This is a genomic window from Brevibacillus nitrificans, from assembly GCF_003710965.1.
Lineage (GTDB): Bacteria > Bacillota > Bacilli > Brevibacillales > Brevibacillaceae > Brevibacillus > Brevibacillus centrosporus.
Map to the genome: position 1 here is coordinate 79,702 of NZ_RHHU01000021.1, position 23,368 is coordinate 103,069.

Below are 23,368 nucleotides of genomic sequence, written 5' to 3' on the forward strand. Positions count from 1 at the left end.
TTTTTGCGATGAAGAGGTACCTTGTTTTTTCTTCGACAAAGCAGAGAGAAATGTGGTTAATCATTCCAGGTACACCCGAAGCAGGAATAATAGAAGGATTCAGAGAAATAAGAGAGTCGGATAGAGATGAACGAAGAGGAGTGGCGAAATTGACTTTACAACCAAAAGAGACCGTAATCGGATTTGTCGGAACCGGCGTAATGGGCAAAAGCATGGCATCTCATTTCTTGAAAGCAGGCTACCAGGTTGTCGTGTACACGAGAACGAAGGCGAAGGCAGAAGACCTGCTGGAGCAAGGGGCAGTGTGGAAAGAGCATGTTTCGCAAGTCGCGCAGGCTTCTGATGTCATCATTACGATGGTAGGATACCCGAGCGATGTAGAAGAAGTGTATCTCGGTGCAGAGGGAATCGTTACTCATGCGAAGCCGGGGTCTTTTTTAATTGATATGACGACCTCCAAGCCATCCTTGGCGAAGAAAATTTACGAGGAAGCGAAAAAACGCGATCTGCATTCGCTGGATGCACCCGTTTCCGGCGGAGACATCGGTGCTCGTGAAGCGCGTCTGACGATCATGGTCGGCGGCGATCAGGAAGCGTTTGACGCCGTAGAGCCGCTGCTGAAGGTCATGGGGACAAATGTCGTTCTCCAGGGAGGACCGGGTGCGGGGCAGCATACGAAAATGTGCAACCAGATTGCCATTGCCACCAACATGATCGGTGTATGCGAAGCGATCTCCTATGCGAAAAAGGCAGGCCTCAACCCGACTCGCGTGCTCGAAAGCATCGCTGCCGGTGCCGCAGGAAGCTGGTCCCTCAGCAATCTGGCGCCGCGCATGATCGCAGGGAACTTCGAACCGGGCTTTTACATCAAGCATTTTATCAAAGACATGGGGATCGCCCTGGAAGCTGCGAAAGAGATGGGTCTCCTGACACCAGGTCTGGAGCTGTCCAAATCGCTGTACGATGAGCTGGCGGCAAACGGCATGGAGGACAACGGTACGCAGGCTCTGATTAAATGGTTTGAGAAGTAAGTAAGCTGTATCGGTATCGCATCAAGGAAAAGCCACTGCTGACGGTGATGGAAAACACCGTTATGCTGTGGCTTTTTCTCATCATTGCTATGATGTAGGATGATAGGTCCGTTTTCTACAATGGAAAAACAATCTGTGGGAAATCGTTTGGAATCCGGCTTGGGGAAATTGAAACCTTTTCCACCGTCCTTCGTCTGATTAATAGCAAGAAGGGATGAGGGAGAGGGGACGACTGGATGAATAGAAAGATATTCACGGCCTGTACGGCCTTCCTGCTCGGTGCAAGCGTCGCGTGGCTTCCCGCTGCGCAGGCAGCAAGCTTTTCCGAGGTGCAGCCGTATATTACCGATTATAAAATCGGTTTTACCGATGGGGCGAAGCTCGTAACATCTCCTGTCTATGATGGATACAGCCGATATTCCAGCTACACAACTGTCACAAAGGCCGGAAAATACGGTCTTCTCGATAACAAGACGGGAAAAGAAATGACCTCAGCCATCTGGGACAACATCGAGTTGATTTCCTCAGGAAAGATCGCCATCGTTCAAAAGGGCGGATGGTTTCAATACCTGGACCTGACCACTGGAAAGCTCTCAGCCACAAAATACGCTGGAGGACACGCGTACTATTTGTCAGCTGAGCATGACACTGTGGTTGCGATGATCGGTCAGACATCCACGCTGCTGGATTCGTCAGGAAAGGTGCTGATCCCGCCTTTTGCAGGCAAGCTATCAATGGTACAGCTAATGGATCCGGCTAGGGAGGACGACCAGTCAGCTGAGCCGGTTCGCTACTTCCTGGGAAGTACCACCAATCAAATTACCCTGTATGATCCGGTCACGTTTGCGCCAATATTTACGCTGAAAAATGCATCGCTGATCCCCAATGAGGGCGGTCCGAAAACGGCGTATCTGAAAGTCCGATCAGGGGGCAAGGAGGGGCTGGTGGGTGTCGATGGGAAATACGCGCTGGCACCGAACTACAAAGCCTTGTATTTCCTGAATAACGGGTTCGTGCGAGTAGAGGGACCAAAGGGTGTAGGGCTGTGGAAAGGTGGAAAAATGCTGGTCGAGCCGCAGTACGCGGATGTTGGCACTGAGTTTACCCGTCCTGATGTTTACACTACCTTAACCAACGACAGCATCACTTACCATTCCTTGTCGAAAGGGACCGCGCAAACCTTTAAAAAGGGAGCGGAAATGCTGGAAAGCCGCTATGTGCTGGGACAGGATCCGAAAACGGGGCTTTACGGCATTGCCGAGATCGGAGGAGAAACGCTCGTGCCCTTTGCCTACCCGCGGGTAGAAGGGCCGCCAGCAGCACGGTTACTGGTTCGATCCGATGGAAAGAAAGGACTCATTCCCGGTTGGGGGCAGCCGATGGCAGAGCCTGCCGTCTGGTTTGATTCCCTCACCACGATCGGCGGAACTTACAGTATGCTGAGCATTCAAGACGGTAAGCGCATAGGTCTTTACTCCGACAGCAAGGGATGGATCCTTGAACCGCAAGAGAATACGGTAATCCGCTACGATGAGAGGTCCAATCGGATACTTGTTGAAAACAGCACGGAACACACGACGACGGCATACGGCTTTGATGGACGAATCATCCATGATACAGAGCCAAGAGAAGAAGCGCTGACAGATTACGTGACGACCGCTGGCAGCATCGAGAAAGGGTACGTACTCGTCGATCTTGCGAGCAAACAGCCAATCAGCAAAGCCTATCGCTCCATCTATTACGAGGGTGGGGAGACAAAGCTGATCGTCGCACTGGATGAAAAAGTGGCTGATTTGTATACACCGCAGGGAGAGCTGCTGACGAAGGATATCCAAATACCGTTGCAGCAAGGACAAATGAGTCAGGCACCTGTTGTTTGGACGCAAATGGACAATCACGTTTATACGGCGGGAGTAAAAGTGGGTTCAGCTGGCGTGGCTTTGGTTCAGATAGCGGACGGTCAGCTTCAGCCGGTAAGTGACTTCGAATATGCAAGTGTTTCTGCGACAAGCACGTCGGGACACAAGCTTATGGTGCTGCAGCGCACGGATGGCACCAGTGATGTATGGACGAGTGAAGAGGGGCAGATGACGCGAACGCTAGAGCAAGTCAGCTCGATAGAAACCGCGAATGGCTTGGATAACCTATTTGTTCAAAAAGGTACGGCCTGGGACGTTTATTCTCCAGAGGGTCGACGATTGAGCAGCCAAAGCTATCGTGCGTTGAAGTACCTGACTACGGGCAAAACAGGTGCGATCGCCTATCAGGATCAACAAACCGGTTTGTACGGGCTGTTGAAAGAGGATGGTACGGTCCTGACAGCTGCCAAATTTGAATCAATCGCTTTGGCGAAGGACGTGTTTCCAGGTCAATGGGATGAGGCTGCGGGAGGAATCCCGACGTACGTGTACACCATGGGCCAGCAGTTCGGCTACCTCGATCGGGAGGGACAGGAGCTGTTTCAGACAGCCTTCCTCACGAAAAAGCCGACGATCACTTACCGGCCAATGACCATGCAGAGCTTTCCTTCGTACGCGAGCCAGATGCGGCAAAATCCGCTGGAGCTGCTTTCATTTGACCAACCGTACAGCTGGCCGGCGGGCGTGCCTAGCGAGCAAAAATTCTTTGCGAATCTGGCATTGTACCTTGGGCTGCCAAAAGAAGCTGGGAGGCAAGAGGTGCTGACAGAGCTGGCAGCGAAAGGAATCATCCCAGCAAACCCGGATCGGGTGGCTGTAAACGATGAAGATATGTTTGCTCTCTCCTATTTCATGGAGACAGGGCAGGTAAGCAAAATGACAGCTGCCCAGCTGTGGGAATGGGCGGGCAAGCGCGGCTTGGTGGTGGAGCGAGGCAAAATGAGCTACTACCAGACGATGGACCTGTATAGAGAGTATCATGAGATGTTCTTTCGGGAGCTGCTGCGTACCCCGGCAGGGAAACAGGCTGCCAAGGCAAAGAGCCTGTCGGCGGCCACGCTCACTGCAGCACAGCAACAAATGCTCACCCCGATGATCCTCGTCAACGGGAAAGCATGGGAAGAGCTCGCGCTGCCTTTGCCACAGGCGGAGTGGGCAAATGTGTCAAGCACCTTGGTCGACCAATACAACCAACAGGCTGCCCAGCTTCTGGCTGCCTATCTCAAGCAAAATCCATAACAAAACAAAAGGCACAACACCACTTTATAGGTGGGCTGTGCCTTTTCTTGTACAGGAAGAATTTATAAGATTCTTATCCAGTCTAAGGGCAACTAAGTCTCCACCAAAAGGCTTGGTGGAGCCAAGTTTTCTAATTTACAACGCAGGCCAGTATTTTGCCATGATGACGTAAAAGAGAACAGCCAGTACAGCCGTTGCAAGCAAAGCGATAATAAGTCCGAGCAGGGAAAACTGATCCAGCTTGTACGCGACCAGAAAAAAGACCGTAAATGCGAGATAGGCAATCAGGGTCGTTACTTCCAGTTGTGACATAGCAATCACCTCTTATATGGTGGGCTTCAAAAAGTATAAAGACTTTTGACTGCGTTTGGCAAGGGGGTGGCCTGAATACAGGAGATCGAAAACAGTCCCACTCCGGGTAGAAGTGGGACGTGGTTGCCTATCGTTATGGTCGCTTCAGGTCTCCCAAGGTCTGGATGTTCCCAGGAGATCGGCCAAATGTTTACTGCGCGTGCGGCGCTGCTTGCGGGCATCTGCCCGTTCCGGAGCGCTTTCATGCAGGAAGATTTCTTCCTTTGTCTCAGGGATGACTTTCGGAACTGTCGTCGGCTTTCCATCTGCTCCTAAAGCGACGAATGTCAAAAAGGAAGTCGCACAAACATTTCGTTCGCCTGTGAGCAAATCCTCTGCTACGATTTTCACGAAGATCTCCATCGACGTCTTGTGCGTCCACGTGACGAAAGCTTCCAGGGAAACCTCGTGGTCGATCGGGATAGGCTGCAAAAAGTCAACGGAATCGGTCGAGGCTGTCACTACAGGGCCACGCGCAAGCTTCATGGCAGAGAGTGATGCGACGTCGTCGATATAGGACATTAGCTTGCCACCGAAAAGAGTGTTGTGGTTGTTCGTGTCAGGGGGAAGGACATGGCTCGCCTTAAAGGTGCGTGTCTCCCGGACAAAGCGTTCTACTGTCATGCAGAGGACTCCCTTTCGAAAGCTTATTTTCATGAGAATGGGGGTATTGGCTATATTGTTTTATTGTTTCACAACCCTATGCGCGAAGCAAGCCAGAAGCTCCCTCCTATGGTAGCATAAAGAAATACCATACAAGGCAGAGAGGATGCGAGATCTATGGAAGAAATCCGCTACAGAGAGCTTTCGCCTGCAGAGCTGGACGCTTCTTTGCTGCGATCCTTTAACCGCTATCAGGAGACAAATCGCGTCTGGTATATCGAAGACGGGGAATGGAAGCAAAAAGACGATCATTTTGTGGATCACTGGGACGACGACAAAAAGCGGCTGGTTTTGCAGGATCTGCAGCGGTGCGTACGCGAGGGCGGTATTGTCGTGGGTGCTTTCGCTGCCGATACGCTGGTTGGCTTTGCCAATATCGAGGGGGAGCTGTTTGGCAGTCAGGGTGAATACGTAGAACTTCCTTACATCCACGTCAGCAACGAGCAAAGGGGCAAACGCATCGGAGGGACGTTGTTTGCCCTCTGCTGTGAAAAAGCAAAAGCTCGCGGAGCCAAAAAACTATACATAGCGGCACATCCGTCTATCCAGACCCAGCATTTTTATCGTTCGGCAGGCTGCGTGCTTGCTGCTGAAATCAATCAGCGAATCTATGAAAGAGAGCCGCTGGATATTCAGCTGGAGCGGGTGCTGTAAAACGAAAAAGGACGTTCTCTCGGGGCAGTAGCTGCTGAGCGAATGTCCTTTTTTCTTTAGGCAAGGCTTATGATCTTTTGGGCTTCGCGCAAGCCGGTCATGTACGCACCGTGAACACTGGCGCTGTGATGGGGATTGGTAGCTTCGCCAGCAAAGAAAAGGCGGTTGTTCACACTTTCTCCGAGGGCCAGAATGTCTTCTGCCGAGGAAGCGGAAGAGTGAGCGGTAAAAGAACCGAGCGCATAAGGATCAGAGCCCCATCGTGTCACTCTGCTGACTGTCGGGAGGGGGATGCTGCTGCCATACTTCTGCATGAGCCCTTCCATTACTTGATTCGTAATCCGTTCGTCGCTCCACTTTTCCATGCTGGCAGCTGTAGCTGCTGTGAACGAGCCGAGAAGAATAGGTAGATTCGTATATTTGTAAAGGTTTAGAAATTCATCCTTGCTGCCGTTCAAGCGTTCCAGGGAGATCGTCTTCTGGTCCTCTTCCCAAAACGTATACGGGAAGTGGAGGTAGAGCTTGTTCATGAGGCCGGTGTTCAAGCGGGTGATCGCAGTTTTTTTACTTTCGGACAGCTCGGGCGAAAAGGTAACGCTGCCGCTTTTCAAGACGCCTAGCGGTAGGGTGACGACACCGTATTTCGCTTGAAAAACATCGCTGTAGGTGGCGATCTTTACCGAGCTGTCATCATGGTGAATCTGGTGGACAACCTGATTTTGGCGGATGTCCAAATTCTCCGTCCATTTTCGATAAAGCTGATCAAACCCTTGACTGCTGTCAGATACGATATCCGGGGAAAGCTCGTACATCTCAGCCAGATACGGGATCGGATCTCCGTACTGGATACCATGCATCCATGAAGCTCCCAGCTCGGTAGGATATCCGTTCGCATAATCCGTCCAGATGCGGCCGCCGATCCTGTCGCGGGCTTCCAGCACAACGACTTTCAAGCCGTTCTTTTGCAGTGTATGTGCTGCAGCCAATCCGGAAATACCTGCGCCGACTACGATGACATCCGGGCTGGTAGTATTGGATTTGTGGGAGACAGACGCTGCTTGCGCCGTTTCGATCGGTAGCAGCCCTCCCGTGACATCACCCAAAAACAGGCCTGAAACAGTGGCGGCGACACCGGTCTTGATAAAAGTACGCCGACTTACTTTGTGACCCATCTCCAATTCTCCTCTCATATGGAAGACGATCCATTCTTCTCTATCCATGTTATACCATAGACTTTGTCGAAGCATCTATCACAAGTTTGAGAGAATGATTGACGAAGAATAGCGGATTTCATAGAATAATAGTATGAATTATGGATATATGCAGAATTTTACATGTGAGGGACAAAATGATAACAACTGCTCCTGCTAGTGCCGACGACGCCCCCTTTTTATTTGAACTTTTCTGCTCGACGCGCTGGGATGAGATATCTTCCTGGGGGTTGGAGCCCAAAATGGCAGAGCAGATTTTGCACATGCAGTGGAGGGCGCAAACGCAAGCGTACCAGCAGCAGTTCCCGCATATGAAGCATTGGATCATTTTTGCCGATAAGAAAAAAGCGGGAAGAATCATCGTAGACCAAACGCAAAACGAAATACACGTGGTAGACATTTCTGTACTGCCTGCTTTTCGCAACCAAGGGATTGGTACGCATTTGCTTCGTGCATGGCAACGAGAAGCTAGTGAAACAGAAATGCCCCTTACCTTGAGTGTGTATGCTTCAAACCCAGCCAGACGATTATACGACAGGCTGGGTTTTTCGGTGAGTTTTACGGATGACTTGTATGTCTGGATGAAGTGGTGCGGGGAAAATCAAACGTGTGCAAAAGAACCAGAAAAGAAGGAGGTTTAACAGATGGCAGCACCGTATGTTGGAGAGATTCGTATGTTTGCCGGAACTTATGCTCCGGCGGGTTGGGCATTTTGTAATGGCCAGATATTGACCATATCAGGAAATGAGACTCTCTATCAATTGATTGGTACAACGTATGGCGGTGACGGCGTGGATACGTTTGCACTGCCTGATTTGCAGGGAAGGATTCCTTTGAGTATGGGGACTTCCACCACGGGAACGACCTATGTACAAGGACGAATGGCAGGTGTGGAAAGCGTAACTTTGATGATCAATCAAATCCCCAATCATACCCATGTTCCTATTGCAGAATCAGGAGCAGGGGCGGATACGCCCGCAGGTAATACGTGGGCGAAGCAGCCGCAGAGCGGGTATTCAACGAGTACTACCGCATTAACCCAAATGAATGCTACTGCCGTGGGCGTGGCTGGAGGAAGCCAGCCCCATAACAATATGATGCCTTCGCTTACAATCAGCTTTATTATCTCATTATATGGAATTTACCCGAACCAAAACTAGCGTACCAGACCTGTTAGCCGTAACGAATGGTATATCTATATAGGAAAAAGAAAGGGAGGAATCTTTAGTGGGAGATCCGTATCTTGGTGAAATCCGTTTGTTTGCTCAGAATTATGCACCAAAAGGATGGGCGTTGTGCAATGGTCAGCTTTTGCCGATCAACCAAAATCAGGCTCTGTACGCCATTCTAGGCACAATGTATGGGGGGAATGGTCAAAGTAATTTTGCCTTACCTGATCTGAGAGGAAGGGCACCTGTGCACGTTGGACAAGGTAGCTCTTTAAAGAATATTTTACTAGGGGAAATGGGCGGAGAAGAAAACCACACGTTGACCAGTTCGGAGATGCCGGCTCATACTCACATGGTGAATGTATCCTCTGGGGATGCTCAAAAGGCTTCCCCCAAAAATAGTTTCTGGGCTGCAAGAGAAAATAGCTACGCTGCTGTCAACTCTAGTATTCCAGATATGGGGTTGTCCCCTAATGCAGTAACAACGACAGGTGGAAATCAAGCTCATCAAAATATGCAACCCTATACGGTACTGAACTTTTGTATCGCCCTACAAGGAATTTTTCCATCACGAAATTAAGGAGGGATCCGAATGTCAGATCAATTTGTGGGAGAAATCAGGATGTTTGCCGGCGATTTTGCTCCCCAAGGATGGGCATTGTGCAATGGGCAATTGCTTCCCATTTCCCAGAATACAGCTCTTTTTGCACTGTTAGGAACCAATTACGGAGGGGATGGAAAAACTACGTTCGCACTACCAGACTTGCGAGGGCGTGCTCCCATGCATCAGGGCCAAGGAGACGGCCTAACAAATAGAAGGGTAGGGGAGCAGGTTGGTAGTGAGACTGTTACTCTTCTTCAAAACGAAATGCCAGCCCATACCCATTTGGCTATGGCGGTCGACCAGACAGGAGACACCAACTCTCCGCAGGGTACAGTTTGGGCTCAGGCTCCCAAGCAAGGCAAGTTCGTCAAGAGAGATACCCCGCTATACAATGATGCTGCTGGCGCACAGATGAGCCCCATGGCTCTCTCTGTTGCTGGCAGCAGTCTTCCCCACAACAATCGACAGCCGTATCTAGGTGTGAATTTTATTATCGCTTTGCAAGGGATTTTTCCGCCAAGAGGGTAACAATCAAAGTTTAAAAATAGAAAGGAGGGTGGATAGTGGAAAGTTCAACAATACAAGACCACACAAAGAATCGTTGGTTGGGTAGGCTTTGGATCTTGCTGTTATGCGTGCTCGTACTGACTGCCGGATTCCCAGTCACACAGTCAGTGAAGGCAGCAGCAGCTTTGTGGACCAAAGTGCCGAAGGCTGGTCTGGCGACGTCCAGTTTCTTGCAAACCGTTCGCTACGGCGGCGGAGAATGGCTCGCTGCCGGCCAGTCAGCGACTGTAGTCGTATCGGACGATGGAGAAGAATGGTCTGGTGTAACAGTGGGGAATGCATTCAATGATTTGACGGATGCTGTTCACGATGGATCCCATTGGCTGCTAGTTGGCAGTGGGGGACAGATTTTCAAATCCACAGGAAAAAACGCCGCAAGCGGTTGGAGCCAGTTGAACTCCGGAACAAATGAGTACCTGTCAAGCCTTGCGTACGATGGCAGCGGTACCTACGTCGTCGTAGGAGACGCAGGCGTGATTCTGACTTCGAATGATGGAGCCACATGGACAGATGAGTCGTCTCCTGCTGACAGCAGCGAAACGCTATACAGTGTGACGTATTCAAACAATCTGTTTGTAACGGTTAGTTCCGAAGGTAAGATTTATACTTCACCAGACGGGAGCACTTGGACGGAACGGAAAAGCGCATCTGCACCACTGTTCTCCGTTCAATACGGAAACGGTAAATTTGTCGCAGTAGGCTCTGGCATCATCTGTGTTTCTGCGGACGGATTCTCCTGGCAAGTGGAACAGCCGAGTGGCGCACCAGACTTGTACGCGGTCGCATATGGCAGCGCTAAATACGTGGCTGTAGGTGCAAATGGCGAACTAAGGACGTCGGCAGATGCAGAAAATTGGTCGGATGAAGAAGATTCCTCCACGACCGATGATTTATACTCGATTGGATATTCTGCAGAGCTTAAACAGTTTGTCAGCGTAGGAGGAAATACTTCGGCTGTTGCTCTGACGCAGGAAGAGCCTTCTGAGAAGCTGAAAAAACTGACGCTCAGCACGGGACCGTTTTCTCCAGACTTTTCTCCGGAAGTGAACAGCTACACGGCGAATGTCCCGGATACGGCGACGACGCTGACGCTGACCGCGTCAGCACAGGAACGAAAGGCAACGATCAAGCTAAATGAAAACGGGAAGAGCACGACAATTACTAGCGGGAGTCCAAGTGGAAACATAGCGATTGGAGTAGGCAGTACGACGATTGAGATCGAAGTAACCTCTAGCACGGGAGTAAGCAAGACCTACACAATCACTGTAAATCGCCAGGAGCCAAATGAACCACCGACAGCACTGACGCTCTCTAACTACAAGATCGAAGAAAACAAACCTGTAAAAACGGTTGTTGGTACCTTGACCGCAACTGATTCCAATGCAGGCGAAACCTTCACCTACTCCCTTACCGCAGGTGATACTGGAAGCTTTGTAATCGAAGGGAATCAATTGAAATCCAACGAGATATTCGATTACGAGCGAAAGAATAGCTACAGCGTGACGATTTTGGTGAAAGACTCACGAGATGCAGTCTTTTCTCACACATTTCCTATCGAGGTCGTGGACGTGAACGAGCCGCCTGGCGTCACGAACAACAGCAAGACAGCGCTCGAAAATAATCCGATTACGTTTAGCGAAAGTGATTTTACTTCTTTCTATGCGGATCCTGAATTGAGTCCTTTGAACAAGATTCAGATTACGAAGCTTCCGGATAATGGAACACTGACTCTTGATGGCAATTCTGTGGCAATTAATCAGGAAATACCTGCGACCGAAATAACTAAGCTTGTCTATACACCTACCGCCAAATGGTCGGGTACTGACTCCTTTAGGTGGAAAGGCAGCGATGGCACGGTTTATTCCACGCAAGCAGCAGAGTATTCGCTCATCATCACAGATGTAAACGGTCTGCCAATCGTTAATGATTTTGCGAAGTCCGGTTCAGAGGACAATCCGATCACTTTCACAGTGCAAGAGTTCCACGATGCGTTCGAGGATGAAGATGCAGAAGATTCTCTTGTTCAGATTCAAGTGAGCAGCCTCCCTGCCTTTGGCAGCTTGCAGGTAACTGGAGTGCCTGTGACCGTCAATCAGATCATCCCGGCATCCACGTTATCGAGTCTAAGCTACATACCTCAGCCAGGCTGGAATGGCACAGTCAACTTTACGTGGAAGGGATCCGATGGCAAAGACTATTCCATTAGCGCGGCTCAGGTAACCATTACAATATCCCATGTGAACCGCGTGCCAGTGGTCAGTGACGCAAGCAAGAGCGGACTGGAAGACAATCCATTGTTCTTTGCAAAAAGCGACTTTACGTATCAGGATGATGACGGGGATCAGATGACAGCGCTCAAAGTAGAGAGCTTGCCAAGCCATGGTACCTTGGCGCTTGATTTAACTCCTGTGGCCGCAGGGCAAGTAATCCCCGCATCTGAACTGTCCAAGCTCAGTTTTACCCCGGATCCCAACTGGTATGGAACCACGGACTTCCAGTGGAATGCTACGGACGGACAACTGTATGCTACGTCACCAGCACAGATGACCATTCTCATTACCTCCGTAAACGATGCTCCAGTGGCACAAAACGGAACGCTTCGAGTCACACAAAATCAAAGCAAACAAGGCACAGTGACCGCAAGCGATTTGGAGGGCGATCCGCTCTTGTACCAAGTGGTGAGTTCGCCAGGAAAAGGAACCGTCTCGATGGATCCAGCCACAGGCGAATACACTTATACGCCGAATCGCAATGCCACAGGAAGCGACTCCTTTACCTACAAAGTAAACGATGGAGTGGCGGACTCGAATACGGCGACGATCAGCGTGACGATTACTGCTGTTGTCGTACCGCCGACACCGGTGTATGGCCCGTCGATTAGCGACATCAAAGACCAGAGCATCGCTCAAGGTGGGCAAACGGAGAAGCTGGACTTTACAGTAACGGATCCAGACGATGATCCGCGTACACTGGTTGTTACGGCGAGCTCGGGCAATCAAGACCTCGTTCCCGATGAGAACATCGAGCTTGCGGGCAGTGGAACGAACCGGACGATTCAGGTAACGCCGCTCGCAGGAAAACATGGTACGGCGACTATCTTCGTAACGGTCAGCGATGGAAGATCGAGTGCGAGCGACTCCTTTACCGTCAGCGTCAGTCAGATGAATCATCCGCCGCGTGCTTTGAATGGCTTCCTGCTCGCTGAGAAGCAGGAGACGGTAAAAGGCAAGCTGCTGGCGACAGATGAAGACAACGACCCGTTGACCTTTATTGTGGTGAAAGAGCCGACCAAAGGAAAGGTCACCATGACCAATGCGCAGACTGGTGCTTACACGTACACACCGAATAAAGGCAGCACAAGTACGAGCGATGACAGCTTTACCTTTAAAGTAACGGACGGAACCTCCTACTCCAACACAGCGACTGTGACGATCAGCCGCAAGATTAGTAGTGACGCGACTTTGCAAGAGCTGCTCGTCTCGGATGGCAAGCTGGCTCCAAACTTCAGCAGCAAACGCACCAGCTATGAGCTCCAGGTGAAAAACGACGTGACGAGCCTCACACTCACTCCGACAGCTGCCCATTCAGCCGCACAAATACGTGTGAATGGGGAAGAGGTGGAGAGCGGTACAGACAGCTCGGCGATTGACTTGAAGCTTGGCATCAACCAGGTCGAGATCGTCGTAACCGCGCAAAATGGCACGACCAAGAAGACCTACAAGCTGGAGGTTGAACGCGAGTATCCGCGGATTACAGACATTCAATTATCGAAGCATAGCCTGAAGCTGACAGAAGGCGATGATCCTGTAGACCTCGCCGTCCGCATCAAGCCAGCCCAGGAAATCGGCAATCAGCTTGTCTGGAAATCGAGCCGGACATCGGTTGCAACTGTGGATGAGAACGGACGTGTGACCCCGCGCAAGAAGGGAACCGCGACGATCACGGTATCCAGCTTGGATGGAAAAGTGAAAGACAAAGTAACGGTCACCGTCGAGGCGGGTAAGCTGCTGTATCTGTCTACGGACGATATACTGTACGTCATGCAGCCTGGCAACACCGAATCGATTAAGATCTACGCCCATTACAAGCAAGGCACGATGCAGGATGTGACCGATGAAGTACGCTGGTCAACGAAAAATAGGAAAGTGGCAACGGCAGCGAAAGGTGAAATTACGGCCAATGATGCGGGAGCGACTTTGCTCACGGCTAGCTTTAACGGCGCTTCGCTTTCGATCCGGGTCCATGTGTATGAAGAACCCTGGGTAGATGATCGGGATGTCGAGGTAACGCTCGAGAAAGCAGAGGATTCCGGTAGACATGAGCTGCACATCAGCGGCAAATTGCCAGACAAGGAAAGGGTGTCTGTCAAAGTACAAATCGGCAAAAAGCAATACAGCGCCGAAGTTGACCGCGAAGACAACACCTTTGCCTTGACCCATGAATTCGCCGAGAAAGACGAGCTGCCAGAGCTAGTCCAACTGATTATCAAGCCAAGCAGCTCGAAGAAAGAGGAGCAAGTCATCATCCTCCCGATCCAGCTGTTCGATGCCAGCAGTTTGCAAATCAAAGAGCTGAAGTCGCAAAAGGACAAGAAGAAAAGCTACAGTCTGACGGGCAAGCTCTATGACGAAACACAGGTACGAGTAGTGGAGCTGATAGAGGAAGATGAGGTCGTTGCCACAGCGACGATCAAGCGAGGCAAGCTTGAGATTCCTTCCTTCTCCTACGATGGCGAGGATCTCATCCTGCGGGCTACCTCCTATACAGGCTTTACGCAAGAGTGGAAAGTAGAAATCAAAGAATAAAAGAAAAGACACAAAAAGGCAACCTGTCTCATTGGGTTGCCTTTTTACTTTTTCAAAAAAGATTTGAAATGTTTAGACAATTAGGTATAATGAAAACAAAAAACAACGAAAAAACGGGAAAACAAACTAATTACTGTGGGATTAGATTTGTCTTAACCGGAAGTACAAGTGGAGTGGAAGGCTCGTGCAGGTAAATAGGGGAGGGTTATGGATGAAAAAATGGTACGGCTCTTTCTTCGCAGGTGTAATGCTTCTAGCAGCAATTACAGGTTGTGGACAGTCTTCCAATCCGGCTTCCGGTGGCGGCAAGGGTTCATCAGAACTGACCGTATACACGGCATTGGAGGATGACCAGCTCAAAGCGTACGTCGGTGCTTTCAACAAAGCGCATCCCGAAATCAAACTGAACATTGTCAGGGATTCGACGGGGGTTATCATCGCCAAGCTGATTGCGGAAAAGGACAACCCGCAGGCTGACGTCGTCTGGGGAACAGCTGCGACGGAGCTTTTGGGGGCAGAAAAGCAGAAGGTGCTGGAAGGATACTCCCCGAAAGGGATCGAACGCATCGTCCCCGAGTTTAAAGACTCCAAGGATCCTGCTCACTGGGTTGGCATCGACGCGTTTGAAACAGCATTTGTGGTGAATACCAAAGAACTGGAAAAGCACAATCTGCCTGTCCCGCAGTCGTACGCTGACCTGATCAAACCCGAGTACAAAGGGATGATCGTCATGCCAAATCCATCCTCATCCGGCACCGGCTTTTTCACGGTCTTCGCTTGGCTGCAGCTTCAGGGAGATACAGAAGCTTGGAGCTACATGGATAAGCTGCACGAGAACATTGCCCTGTACACCCATTCCGGTTCCAAGCCGGCGAAAATGGCAGCTTCCGGAGAGTACCCGATTGGCATCTCCTTTGGCTACCGGGGCATCACCGAAAAGAAAAAGGGAGCGCCGCTCGAAGTCGTGTTTCCGAAAGAAGGAGCGGGCTGGGATGTGGAAGCCAATGCTCTCGTGAAAAAGTCCCAAATCAAGCCAGAGGCAAAGGTATTTCTCGATTGGGCCATCTCGGATGAAGCGATGAAGGAGTACAACAAAAACTTCGCCATCATTACGCTGCAAGACGCGGCTGGCGGCATACCAGAAGGCTATACGAAGGAACCAAAATCGCAGCTGATTAAAAACGACCTGAACCAGGCAGCGGAGGATCGGGCCAAGATCCTGGCAGAGTGGGATAAACGCTACAGCACGAAGAGCGAGCCGAAACAGTGAGTTGGTGCGCAAGGTCACTGCCTCTTACTACCCCACGTAATAGGAAGAAGGGAGGAGCCGTATGACAAAGCCATACCTCAGCATTCAGGGAATCCGGAAAACGTTTGGCAAGTTTGTAGCGCTCACATCGATTGATATCGATATCCAAAGAAATGAATTCATTTGCCTGCTTGGCCCGAGCGGCTGCGGCAAGACGACGCTACTTCGCATTCTGGCAGGTCTGGAGCAGCCTACGAGCGGACGAATCCTCGTCAATGATCGCGATATTACGACTCTCCCGCCTGCCAAACGAAACTTCGGGATGATGTTCCAATCCTACGCACTCTTTCCAAACCTGACCGCGGCACAAAATATCGCCTATGGACTCCAAACGAAAAAATGGTCGAAGAAGGACATCGAGGAGAAGGTGCGGGAAGTGCTGGCATTGATTGATTTGGAACACATCCGAGACAAGTATCCATCGCAGCTCTCTGGCGGTCAGCAGCAGCGTGTCGCTTTAGCCCGCGCGATTGCGCTGTCCCCCGACTTCCTGCTGCTGGATGAGCCGCTATCTGCACTCGATGCCAAAGTAAGGCTCAAGCTGCGCCGGGAGCTGCGCAGCCTGCATGAAAAAATCGGCATTACGACAATTATGGTGACACACGATCAAGACGAAGCCTTAACGATGGCGGATCGCATCGTGGTGATGAACAATGCGGAGGTCGTTCAGATGGGATCTCCGCAGGAAGTGTACGAGCGGCCCAACAGCCCGTTTGTCGCTGATTTCGTAGGAGCGATCAACTTTCTCGAGGAGTCCGTGCTGAGCGCAGGGACGATCACGCAGGACAGACTTTTTGCGATTCGGCCAGAAAACATCCACCTGATGGAGCCAGCAGCCGATTACAGTCTCCATGCCATTGTGCAGGATCTGGAGTTTCGCGGCTCGTTTTACCGCGTCACGCTACAGCTGATCAGTCAGCAAAACGGTCTGTTGCCCCAGCTGGTCACGATTGATTTGCCTGTCAACCAGACGCATCGAATGGGGCTTTCCCGCAACAAACGGGTGGCATTCGAGCTGCCGATGGAAAATCTGATTTCGTTTGACCAGACCGCTGTCACGAAGAAGACGGGGAGTGGGTAAGCCGATGAGCACACGAACCGTTCGCCAAAAAATGGGCCGGGATGAATGGCTGCAGAAGGTTCTCGTCAGCGGCATTGTCATTGTTCTGTTTGTAAGCGTGCTGCTGCCACTGGGGGATTTATTTAGCCGCGCCTTTATTGATGAGGGCGGCCAGTTCATCGGCCTTGCCAACTTCGTCAAATATTTCGCGACGCCGTCTCTCGTGCAATCCTTTGTCAACACGATGTACGTATCCGGTGTGACGACCATCCTTTCCGTAGCCCTCGCGTTTTTGTACGCATTCGCTCTGACACGAACGGACATGAAAGGAAAGGTGTTTTTTCGCTACGTTGCTTTGCTGCCGCTGTTTGCCCCGACGATGATGCATGGGATTGCGCTGACGTACTTGTTTGGCAACCAAGGCATTTTGACCACAGGCTTTTTCGGCGCATTGCCCGGCTTTGATATGGAGCTTTACGGTCCGCTTGGCATCATCTTGTCCGAGATCATTTACACCTTTCCGCAAGCCTATCTGATCATGGCCGTATCGCTCGCTTTTGCAGACTACAATCTGTACGAAGCGGCGGAGACGATGGGGGCGGGCAAGCTGCGCAAGTTTCTCACCGTCACACTGCCAAACGTGAAATACGGGCTGATCAGTGCCATCTTCGTCTGCTTCACGCTGAGCTTTACGGACTTTGGGGCTCCAAAGGTCGTGGGCGGACAATTCAACGTACTGGCTACGGATATTTACAAGCAAGTGATCGGGCAGCAAAACACGACGATGGGGGCAACCGTGGGGATCATATTGATCCTTCCAGCGATTCTCGCCTTTGTCGTGGACCGGATTGTTGAGCGCAAGCAAAATTCATCCGTTTCGGCTAAGTCCACGCCTTACAAAATTACACCGCAGCGTGGGAGGGACACGGCTTTCTTTCTCTACTGCTCCCTGATCACGGCATCCATTTTCATCATGCTAGGGACTGTGATCTTCGCATCGCTGGTCAAGGTGTGGCCCTATGATTTGACCATGACGTTTACGCATTACGACTTTTCCAAGGTCGCAGGAGAGGGACTTAAGCCTTTCTGGAACAGCTTGCAAGTTTCCTTCTACAGTGCAGTAGTGGGCACAGTCATCACGTTCATCAATGCGTACTTGATTGAAAAGACGCGCTTCATGAAAGGGCTGCGGCAGGTAGGCTATTTCCTTTCCATTTTGCCGCTCGCCTTGCCTGGCCTCGTTATCGGTCTTGCCTACATCTTTTTCTTCAACCATCCAGATAATCCGTTGAACTGGATGTACGGCTCAATCCTGATCCTGGTTTTGGCGAATCTCATTCACTTTTACGCCGTACCGTTCATCTCGGCAACGACCGCGCTGAAAAAACTGGACAAAGAATTCGAGCTCGCCTCCGAATCGATGGGTGTCCCGTTCTATGTCACGTTTTGGCGGGTGACGGTGCCGATGTCATTGCCAGCCATCCTCGAAAATGCCGTCTATTATTTCATCAATTCGATGGTGACGATCTCTGCAGTCGTCTTTCTGTACTCGGCTGATTTCAAGCTGGCGTCCGTATCCATCGTGAACATGGATGACGCGGGTGATGTGGCTCCTGCCGCTGCCATGTCCGTGCTGATCGTTCTGACCAATGTGATCGTGCGGATCGTCTATGAAATCGGAACGAAGAAATGGCGAGAGAAGACAGGGGCATGGCAAAAAAGATAAAGGTGGGGAGTTTAATGATTCAAGCAGTGATCTTTGACTGGGCTGGAACTACCGTAGACTATGGATGCTTCGCGCCCCTCGACGTCTTTTTGGAAGTATTTAAAAAGCGGGGTATCGAGGTCACCCACGAGGAAGCGCGCGAACCGATGGGGATGCTCAAGTGGGATCACATCGATACGATGCTGAAGATGGAGCGCGTCGCAGGTCTGTGGAAAGCCAAATTCGGCAGGCTCCCGGAGAAAAAGGACGTCGATATGCTGTACGCCGATTTCGAGCCGATGCTGTTTTCCATTTTGAAAAACTACACGACACCCATTCCTGGAGTGTTGGACCTGGTGGGCCGATTGCGGGCAGCTGGGATCAAGATCGGATCGACCACAGGCTATACGGCAGAAATGATGGCCGTCGTGGCTCCAGAGGTAAAAAAGAAAGGCTATGCCCCTGATTCGATGGTCACGCCGAGCGAGATGCCCGCTGGACGCCCGTTGCCGTGGATGTGCTACCAAAATGCCATCAACCTCGATGTCCATCCGATGAAGCACATCATCAAGGTAGGGGACACGACCAGCGACATTAAGGAAGCCGTCGCTGCAGGAGCATGGGCAGTGGGCGTGATCAAAGGAAGCAGTGAGCTCGGAATGACGGAGCGGGAAGTACAGGAGTGTGACCCGGATGTCCTGTATGACAGGATGGAAGCAGTAACCAAGCGGTTCAAGGCCGTCGGCGCCGATTATGTGATTGAATCCATTGGCGACCTGGATACCCTCATTCCCAAAATCAACCTGCGCCTGGCGCAAAAGGAGAGATAACGATGAACCTCACCCAATTGCCTGACAATCCGTACCTGCTGTTGACTCCGGGACCGCTTTCCACCTCAAAGGGAGTAAAGGCAGCCATGCTGCGTGACTGGTGCACCTGGGACAACGAGTACAACGATCTCGTCCAGGTCATTCGCCGCAAGCTGGTAGGTTTGGCTGGAGCGAACCACGATGATTATACGACTGTGCTCATGCAGGGCAGTGGGAGTTTTTCCGTAGAAGCGGTGGTCGGCTCGGTGGTTCCGACAGATGGAAAGCTGATTGTATTAACCAACGGGGCTTACGGTAATCGTCTCGCCCAAATGGCGCAGGTACTCAAAATCGATACACAGGTGCTCGACTTTGGCGAAGTATCTCCTGCAGAGGCAAGTAAGCTGCAAGAAATCTTGGAGAACGATCCGCAGATTTCGCATGTGGCAGTAGTGCATTGCGAGACGACGACCGGGATGCTCAACCCGATCGATGAAGTGGCAAAAGTGGCAAAGGAAGCGGGCAAGGTTTTGATCGTGGATGCGATGAGCAGCTTCGGCGGGATCTCGATCGATGTGGCTGGACTGGGAATCGACTTTTTGATCAGCAGTGCCAACAAATGCATTCAGGGTGTACCCGGCTTCGGATTTATTTTGGCCAAGACAGAAGAACTGAAAAAATGCAAAGGCCAGGCAAGATCGCTCTCGCTCGATCTGTACGATCAGTGGGAGACGATGGAAAAGCATAACGGAAAATGGCGCTACACCTCTCCTACGCACGTTGTTCGAGCCTTCTATCAGGCATTGGTGGAGCTGGAAGAGGAAGGCGGTGTGGAAAAGCGACATGTACGGTACCGCGAGAACCAGCGCACGTTGGTAGAAGGTATGGAGCGTTTAGGCTTTTCGACTCTGTTGACCAAGGAGTGGCAGTCGCCGATCATCACGTCCTTCTACTTCCCGGAAAGCCCGGCATTTACATTTGCAGCGTTTTACGAGCGGTTGAAAAAGGAAGGCTTCGTCATCTATCCGGGCAAAATCTCCGTGGCAGATACGTTCCGAATCGGAAACATCGGGGAAGTCTACCCGCATGACATGAAGCGGCTCGTGCAGGCTGTAGAGCAAAACATCTTCTGGTAAACGCGATGTCTCTAGCAGGTGAAGAACGCAAAGAACGCATCGTGGATTGGCTCAACTACGCGGGCAAGGTCAGAACGAGCGACCTAGTAGCAAAGCTGCAGGTCTCCTCGGAAACGATTCGGCGCTATCTGGAGGAGCTCGAGCATGATAAAAAGCTCAAGCGCGTTTACGGCGGAGCGATCAAAGTCCAGTACGATCAGGAAGAACCTCCGCATCTGACACGGGAGGTAGCTTTTGCAGACGAGAAAAAGCGAATCGCGCGCACCGCAGCTCAGCTTGTACAGGATAACGATGTCGTTTTGATCGATGATGGAACGACGACCATGCATATGCTGCCGCATCTGCTGGGCCGTAAGAATCTCTGCTTTATCACAATCTCGGTGCCCGCCCTAAACCTCTTGATGGACTACCAAAACAAAGGACTGCTCCAAGCAGAGGCGTACTTCATCGGAGGGAAAATACAGCCGAAACATTTTCGTTCAGTAGGTACGCTGGCCGAGAAAATGATGCAAGATTTTTTCGTCGACAAGTCCTTTCTCTCGATCGACGGTATTCAGGCTCAATACGGAATCTCCAGCTACGATGCGGAGAAAGCGATGCTCTCCAAGCGATTTATCGAGAATGCAAAGGAAACGATCGTGCTTACGGACCACTCCAAGATTGGCGTCAGTACGTTTTACAAGATCGCGGATTTGAAAGAAATGGATGTCGTTGTGAGCGACGTTCCCTCTCCGGAAGAATGGAGCAGTGAGCTCGAAGCGAAAAACGTGAACTGGATAGTGGCGCAGTAAAGGAAAGGGCATCAAGGAGGCCCTCCATTTTTCGCAGTAAGTCACAACGAAAATCAACATAAACAACAAAATAACATAATAATAAGCTGATATAACTTGTCTTATCTAGAGTGTCACTGAAAGGAGGATGCTACATGCTCGAAAATGGCTACGCCTTGGGGATGATCGAGACACTCGGTTTCCCTGCATTGGTCGCGGCTACAGATGCAGCTGCCAAAGCGGCGGATGTTCGTTGTGTGACGTATCAGGGAGCGGATGCCGGGATCGTCACGATTTACATCGTCGGCGATGTTGCTTCAGTGACGGCTGCAGTCTCTACCGGGGAAGCAGAAGCGAGAAGAGTGGGACAGCTTCTTCACTCCCGTGTCATTCCACGACCGGAGCGAAATGTCATGGAAATGGTTCTGCAGCAGCTGGAAAAAGAAAAAGCGAAACAGACGACAAAACCGGCTAACAAGCCGAAAAATAGCAGCCAGGCTGCAACCTCGACTACGCAAACAAGCAAGGAGGAATAGAACATGGGTGACGCATTGGGCATGGTGGAAACGAAGGGCTTGATTGGCTCGGTGGAAGCGGCAGACGCTATGGTGAAGGCAGCGAATGTGAAGCTGATCGGAAAGGTGCACGTAGGCGGTGGTCTTGTGACCGTCATGGTCCGCGGAGATGTAGGCGCCGTGAAAGCGTCCACAGATGCGGGTGCGGCAGCAGCGGAAAAAGTGGGAGAGCTGGTATCTGTGCATGTCATTCCGCGTCCGCACTCGGATATCGAGTTGATTTTACCCAAGCTCGAGCAATCGTAAATTCCATCCGCCGCAACTATCACAAGACTTGCAAACGGCTGAGGAGAGGTGACGGTATATCGTGATGCTAGATATAGATTTGCAATCAGTCCAGGAAGTACGCCAGTGCTTGGCACAAGCCGCGGCAGCGCAAAAGCAGCTGCAAGCCATGTCGCAGGGTCAAATCGATCAAATCGTACAGCGAATGGCGGAAGCTGCTCGCTCAGAAGCAAACCGATTGGCAGCCCTCGCTGTAGAGGAAACCGGTTATGGCTGCGTGGCAGATAAAACGGTAAAAAATTTGTTCGCCGCAAACGAAATCTATCAATCGATCAAAGACCAGAAGACGGTCGGGATCATTCGCCGTGACGAGCAAAAACGAGTGTGGGAAATTGCACAGCCAGTGGGAGTCATCGCGGGAATCGTGCCTTCTACGAATCCTACCTCCACGGTTATTTTCAAAGCTCTGATCTCTGTAAAAGCGGGCAACGCCATCGTCATTAGCCCACACCCGCAAGCTGCCAGATGCACGAAGGAGGCGGCAGCCGTCATGCAAGCAGCGGCAGAGCGCGCAGGAGCCCCGGCTGGTTTGATCTCCTGCATTTCGACGCCGAAGCTTTCTGCCTCGCAGGAGCTGATGCGGCACCGCCTTACAGATGTCATTCTCGCCACAGGCGGGACAACGATGGTTAAGGCCGCCTACAGCTCTGGAAAGCCAGCATATGGTGTCGGTCCAGGCAATGTGCCAGTCTACATCCACACCAGCGCAGATATCGCTGCGGCTATTCGCCAGATCCTCCAAAGCAAAACGTTTGATTACGGAACGATTTGCGCTTCCGAGCAGGCTCTCGTGGTAGACAAAGCGATCAAGCGAAAAGCCGTTGCGCAGCTCAAGCAGCAAGGGGCCTACTTCCTCGACGACCATGAGCGAAAACGGGTAGCGGCGATCATCAAAAAGGACGGAGGACTCAATCCGGCTATCGTAGGGAAGTCCCCACAAGCGTTAGCTGAGCTGGCTGGCATCCTCGTTCCGGAAAACGCGAAAGTGCTGATTGCAGAAGAAAGCGAAGTCGGGCTGGAGCATCCCTACTCTATTGAAAAACTGGCTCCGATCCTGGCCCTCTATACAGCGAGCGATATGGAAGAGGCGAGCGGCCTATGTACGCGGCTGCTGGAGCTGGGCGGATTGGGCCATACGATTGGCTTGCACTGCCAGGATTCTCAGGTGATCGAGAAATTCGTGCTGGATAAACCGGCTTCCAGAATCGTGGTCAATGCAGGCACGACATTCGGCGGAATCGGCGCAACGACTGGCATCACGCCTTCGCTTACGCTAGGCTGCGGCTCGCTTGGCAACAATGTGACCTCAGACAACATCGGACCCGAGCATCTTATCAATATCAAGCGCGTCGCCTTTGGACTGCGCGAGATGGAGCTGGCACACTCGCCAGCTGCACCCACGATCGCCAGCTCTACGCCAGCGCCTGCCTCTATCAGCAGGGATGAGATCGCAGACATTATCAAGAGTGTATTGCTAGAATTGCAATCTACCAATCGGTAAGGAGG

General features: G+C 51.4%; 20 protein-coding genes. 17 read left to right on the forward strand and 3 right to left on the reverse strand.

The annotated features are described in order from the left end of the window. The first annotated feature begins 50 nt into the window (after positions 1–50). A complete protein-coding gene (locus tag EDM59_RS28130) occupies positions 51–1,031 on the forward strand; it encodes an NAD(P)-dependent oxidoreductase (RefSeq protein ID WP_122926734.1) in 981 nt (326 codons plus the stop codon). A gap of 236 nt (positions 1,032–1,267) precedes the next feature. Next, a complete protein-coding gene (locus tag EDM59_RS28135) occupies positions 1,268–4,189 on the forward strand; it encodes a WG repeat-containing protein (RefSeq protein WP_122926677.1) in 2,922 nt (973 codons plus the stop codon). A 135-nt stretch (positions 4,190–4,324) separates the two neighbouring features. Here EDM59_RS28135 and EDM59_RS28140 read toward each other — a convergent pair whose 3' ends face one another. Next, entirely contained in the window at positions 4,325–4,501 is a 177-nt protein-coding gene (locus EDM59_RS28140; RefSeq protein WP_246011286.1) for a hypothetical protein, read from the reverse strand. Positions 4,502–4,645: 144 nt separating this feature from the next. Then, positions 4,646–5,164, reverse strand: coding sequence for an acyl-CoA thioesterase (locus EDM59_RS28145; protein WP_092275738.1), 519 nt, complete (start codon positions 5,162–5,164; stop codon positions 4,646–4,648). A 156-nt stretch (positions 5,165–5,320) separates the two neighbouring features. Between EDM59_RS28145 and EDM59_RS28150 the strand changes: the two genes are divergently transcribed. Beyond that, a complete protein-coding gene (locus EDM59_RS28150) occupies positions 5,321–5,857 on the forward strand; it encodes a GNAT family N-acetyltransferase (RefSeq protein WP_122926678.1) in 537 nt (178 codons plus the stop codon). Positions 5,858–5,913: 56 nt separating this feature from the next. Here EDM59_RS28150 and EDM59_RS28155 read toward each other — a convergent pair whose 3' ends face one another. Then, positions 5,914–7,029 (reverse strand): flavin monoamine oxidase family protein, encoded by a 1,116-nt coding sequence (locus tag EDM59_RS28155; protein ID WP_281274597.1) that lies wholly within the window; start codon positions 7,027–7,029, stop codon positions 5,914–5,916. A gap of 176 nt (positions 7,030–7,205) precedes the next feature. On the opposite strand from EDM59_RS28155, the gene EDM59_RS28160 reads away from it, so the two are divergent. The 14 genes from EDM59_RS28160 (at position 7,206) to EDM59_RS28225 (ending at position 23,363) form a co-directional block, all read left to right on the forward strand. Next, the gene (locus EDM59_RS28160; protein ID WP_183193070.1) at positions 7,206–7,709 is read left to right on the forward strand and encodes a GNAT family N-acetyltransferase; all 504 of its coding nucleotides are present in this window, start codon (positions 7,206–7,208) and stop codon (positions 7,707–7,709) included. Between the two features lie 3 nt (positions 7,710–7,712). After that, the gene (locus tag EDM59_RS28165) at positions 7,713–8,228 is read left to right on the forward strand and encodes a phage tail protein (protein WP_122926681.1); all 516 of its coding nucleotides are present in this window, start codon (positions 7,713–7,715) and stop codon (positions 8,226–8,228) included. A gap of 67 nt (positions 8,229–8,295) precedes the next feature. After that, entirely contained in the window at positions 8,296–8,817 is a 522-nt protein-coding gene (locus EDM59_RS28170) for a phage tail protein (RefSeq protein ID WP_122926682.1), read from the forward strand. Positions 8,818–8,829: 12 nt separating this feature from the next. Next, positions 8,830–9,369, forward strand: a complete 540-nt coding sequence (locus tag EDM59_RS28175; RefSeq protein ID WP_122926683.1) for a phage tail protein — start codon at positions 8,830–8,832, stop codon at positions 9,367–9,369. Positions 9,370–9,404: 35 nt separating this feature from the next. After that, positions 9,405–14,213, forward strand: a complete 4,809-nt coding sequence (locus EDM59_RS28180) for an Ig-like domain-containing protein (RefSeq protein WP_122926684.1) — start codon at positions 9,405–9,407, stop codon at positions 14,211–14,213. 211 nt (positions 14,214–14,424) lie between these two features. Beyond that, positions 14,425–15,483 carry a putative 2-aminoethylphosphonate ABC transporter substrate-binding protein gene (locus EDM59_RS28185; protein WP_122926685.1) on the forward strand — a complete coding sequence of 353 codons (1,059 nt, stop codon included), beginning with the start codon at positions 14,425–14,427 and terminating at the stop codon, positions 15,481–15,483. 61 nt (positions 15,484–15,544) lie between these two features. Then, positions 15,545–16,603, forward strand: coding sequence for a putative 2-aminoethylphosphonate ABC transporter ATP-binding protein (locus tag EDM59_RS28190; RefSeq protein ID WP_122926686.1), 1,059 nt, complete (start codon positions 15,545–15,547; stop codon positions 16,601–16,603). A gap of 4 nt (positions 16,604–16,607) precedes the next feature. After that, a complete protein-coding gene (locus EDM59_RS28195) occupies positions 16,608–18,308 on the forward strand; it encodes a putative 2-aminoethylphosphonate ABC transporter permease subunit (RefSeq protein ID WP_122926687.1) in 1,701 nt (566 codons plus the stop codon). Positions 18,309–18,322: 14 nt separating this feature from the next. Beyond that, entirely contained in the window at positions 18,323–19,117 is a 795-nt protein-coding gene (gene phnX / locus EDM59_RS28200) for a phosphonoacetaldehyde hydrolase (RefSeq protein ID WP_122926688.1), read from the forward strand. Between the two features lie 2 nt (positions 19,118–19,119). After that, positions 19,120–20,232 (forward strand): 2-aminoethylphosphonate--pyruvate transaminase, encoded by a 1,113-nt coding sequence (gene phnW / locus EDM59_RS28205; RefSeq protein ID WP_122926689.1) that lies wholly within the window; start codon positions 19,120–19,122, stop codon positions 20,230–20,232. 5 nt (positions 20,233–20,237) lie between these two features. Then, the gene (locus EDM59_RS28210) at positions 20,238–21,023 is read left to right on the forward strand and encodes a DeoR/GlpR family DNA-binding transcription regulator (RefSeq protein ID WP_122926690.1); all 786 of its coding nucleotides are present in this window, start codon (positions 20,238–20,240) and stop codon (positions 21,021–21,023) included. A 134-nt stretch (positions 21,024–21,157) separates the two neighbouring features. Then, positions 21,158–21,538 carry a BMC domain-containing protein gene (locus EDM59_RS28215; RefSeq protein ID WP_122926691.1) on the forward strand — a complete coding sequence of 127 codons (381 nt, stop codon included), beginning with the start codon at positions 21,158–21,160 and terminating at the stop codon, positions 21,536–21,538. A 3-nt stretch (positions 21,539–21,541) separates the two neighbouring features. Beyond that, positions 21,542–21,823 (forward strand): BMC domain-containing protein, encoded by a 282-nt coding sequence (locus EDM59_RS28220; RefSeq protein ID WP_122926692.1) that lies wholly within the window; start codon positions 21,542–21,544, stop codon positions 21,821–21,823. A 61-nt stretch (positions 21,824–21,884) separates the two neighbouring features. Next, entirely contained in the window at positions 21,885–23,363 is a 1,479-nt protein-coding gene (locus tag EDM59_RS28225; RefSeq protein ID WP_122926693.1) for an acetaldehyde dehydrogenase (acetylating), read from the forward strand. Positions 23,364–23,368 lie beyond the last annotated feature (5 nt).

Bases quoted from the DNA above. Each gene is read 5' to 3' on its own strand.
- EDM59_RS28130 (WP_122926734.1), top strand. From the start codon at position 51: ATGTGGTTAATCATTCCAGGTACACCCGAAGCAGGAATAATAGAAGGA.
- EDM59_RS28135 (WP_122926677.1), top strand. From the start codon at position 1,268: ATGAATAGAAAGATATTCACGGCCTGTACGGCCTTCCTGCTCGGTGCA.
- EDM59_RS28140 (WP_246011286.1), bottom strand. From the start codon at position 4,501: ATGTCACAACTGGAAGTAACGACCCTGATTGCCTATCTCGCATTTACG.
- EDM59_RS28145 (WP_092275738.1), bottom strand. From the start codon at position 5,164: ATGACAGTAGAACGCTTTGTCCGGGAGACACGCACCTTTAAGGCGAGC.
- EDM59_RS28150 (WP_122926678.1), top strand. From the start codon at position 5,321: ATGGAAGAAATCCGCTACAGAGAGCTTTCGCCTGCAGAGCTGGACGCT.
- EDM59_RS28155 (WP_281274597.1), bottom strand. From the start codon at position 7,029: ATGGGTCACAAAGTAAGTCGGCGTACTTTTATCAAGACCGGTGTCGCC.
- EDM59_RS28160 (WP_183193070.1), top strand. From the start codon at position 7,206: ATGATAACAACTGCTCCTGCTAGTGCCGACGACGCCCCCTTTTTATTT.
- EDM59_RS28165 (WP_122926681.1), top strand. From the start codon at position 7,713: ATGGCAGCACCGTATGTTGGAGAGATTCGTATGTTTGCCGGAACTTAT.
- EDM59_RS28175 (WP_122926683.1), top strand. From the start codon at position 8,830: ATGTCAGATCAATTTGTGGGAGAAATCAGGATGTTTGCCGGCGATTTT.
- EDM59_RS28185 (WP_122926685.1), top strand. From the start codon at position 14,425: ATGAAAAAATGGTACGGCTCTTTCTTCGCAGGTGTAATGCTTCTAGCA.
- EDM59_RS28190 (WP_122926686.1), top strand. From the start codon at position 15,545: ATGACAAAGCCATACCTCAGCATTCAGGGAATCCGGAAAACGTTTGGC.
- EDM59_RS28195 (WP_122926687.1), top strand. From the start codon at position 16,608: ATGAGCACACGAACCGTTCGCCAAAAAATGGGCCGGGATGAATGGCTG.
- phnX (WP_122926688.1), top strand. From the start codon at position 18,323: ATGATTCAAGCAGTGATCTTTGACTGGGCTGGAACTACCGTAGACTAT.
- phnW (WP_122926689.1), top strand. From the start codon at position 19,120: ATGAACCTCACCCAATTGCCTGACAATCCGTACCTGCTGTTGACTCCG.
- EDM59_RS28210 (WP_122926690.1), top strand. From the start codon at position 20,238: ATGTCTCTAGCAGGTGAAGAACGCAAAGAACGCATCGTGGATTGGCTC.
- EDM59_RS28215 (WP_122926691.1), top strand. From the start codon at position 21,158: ATGCTCGAAAATGGCTACGCCTTGGGGATGATCGAGACACTCGGTTTC.
- EDM59_RS28220 (WP_122926692.1), top strand. From the start codon at position 21,542: ATGGGTGACGCATTGGGCATGGTGGAAACGAAGGGCTTGATTGGCTCG.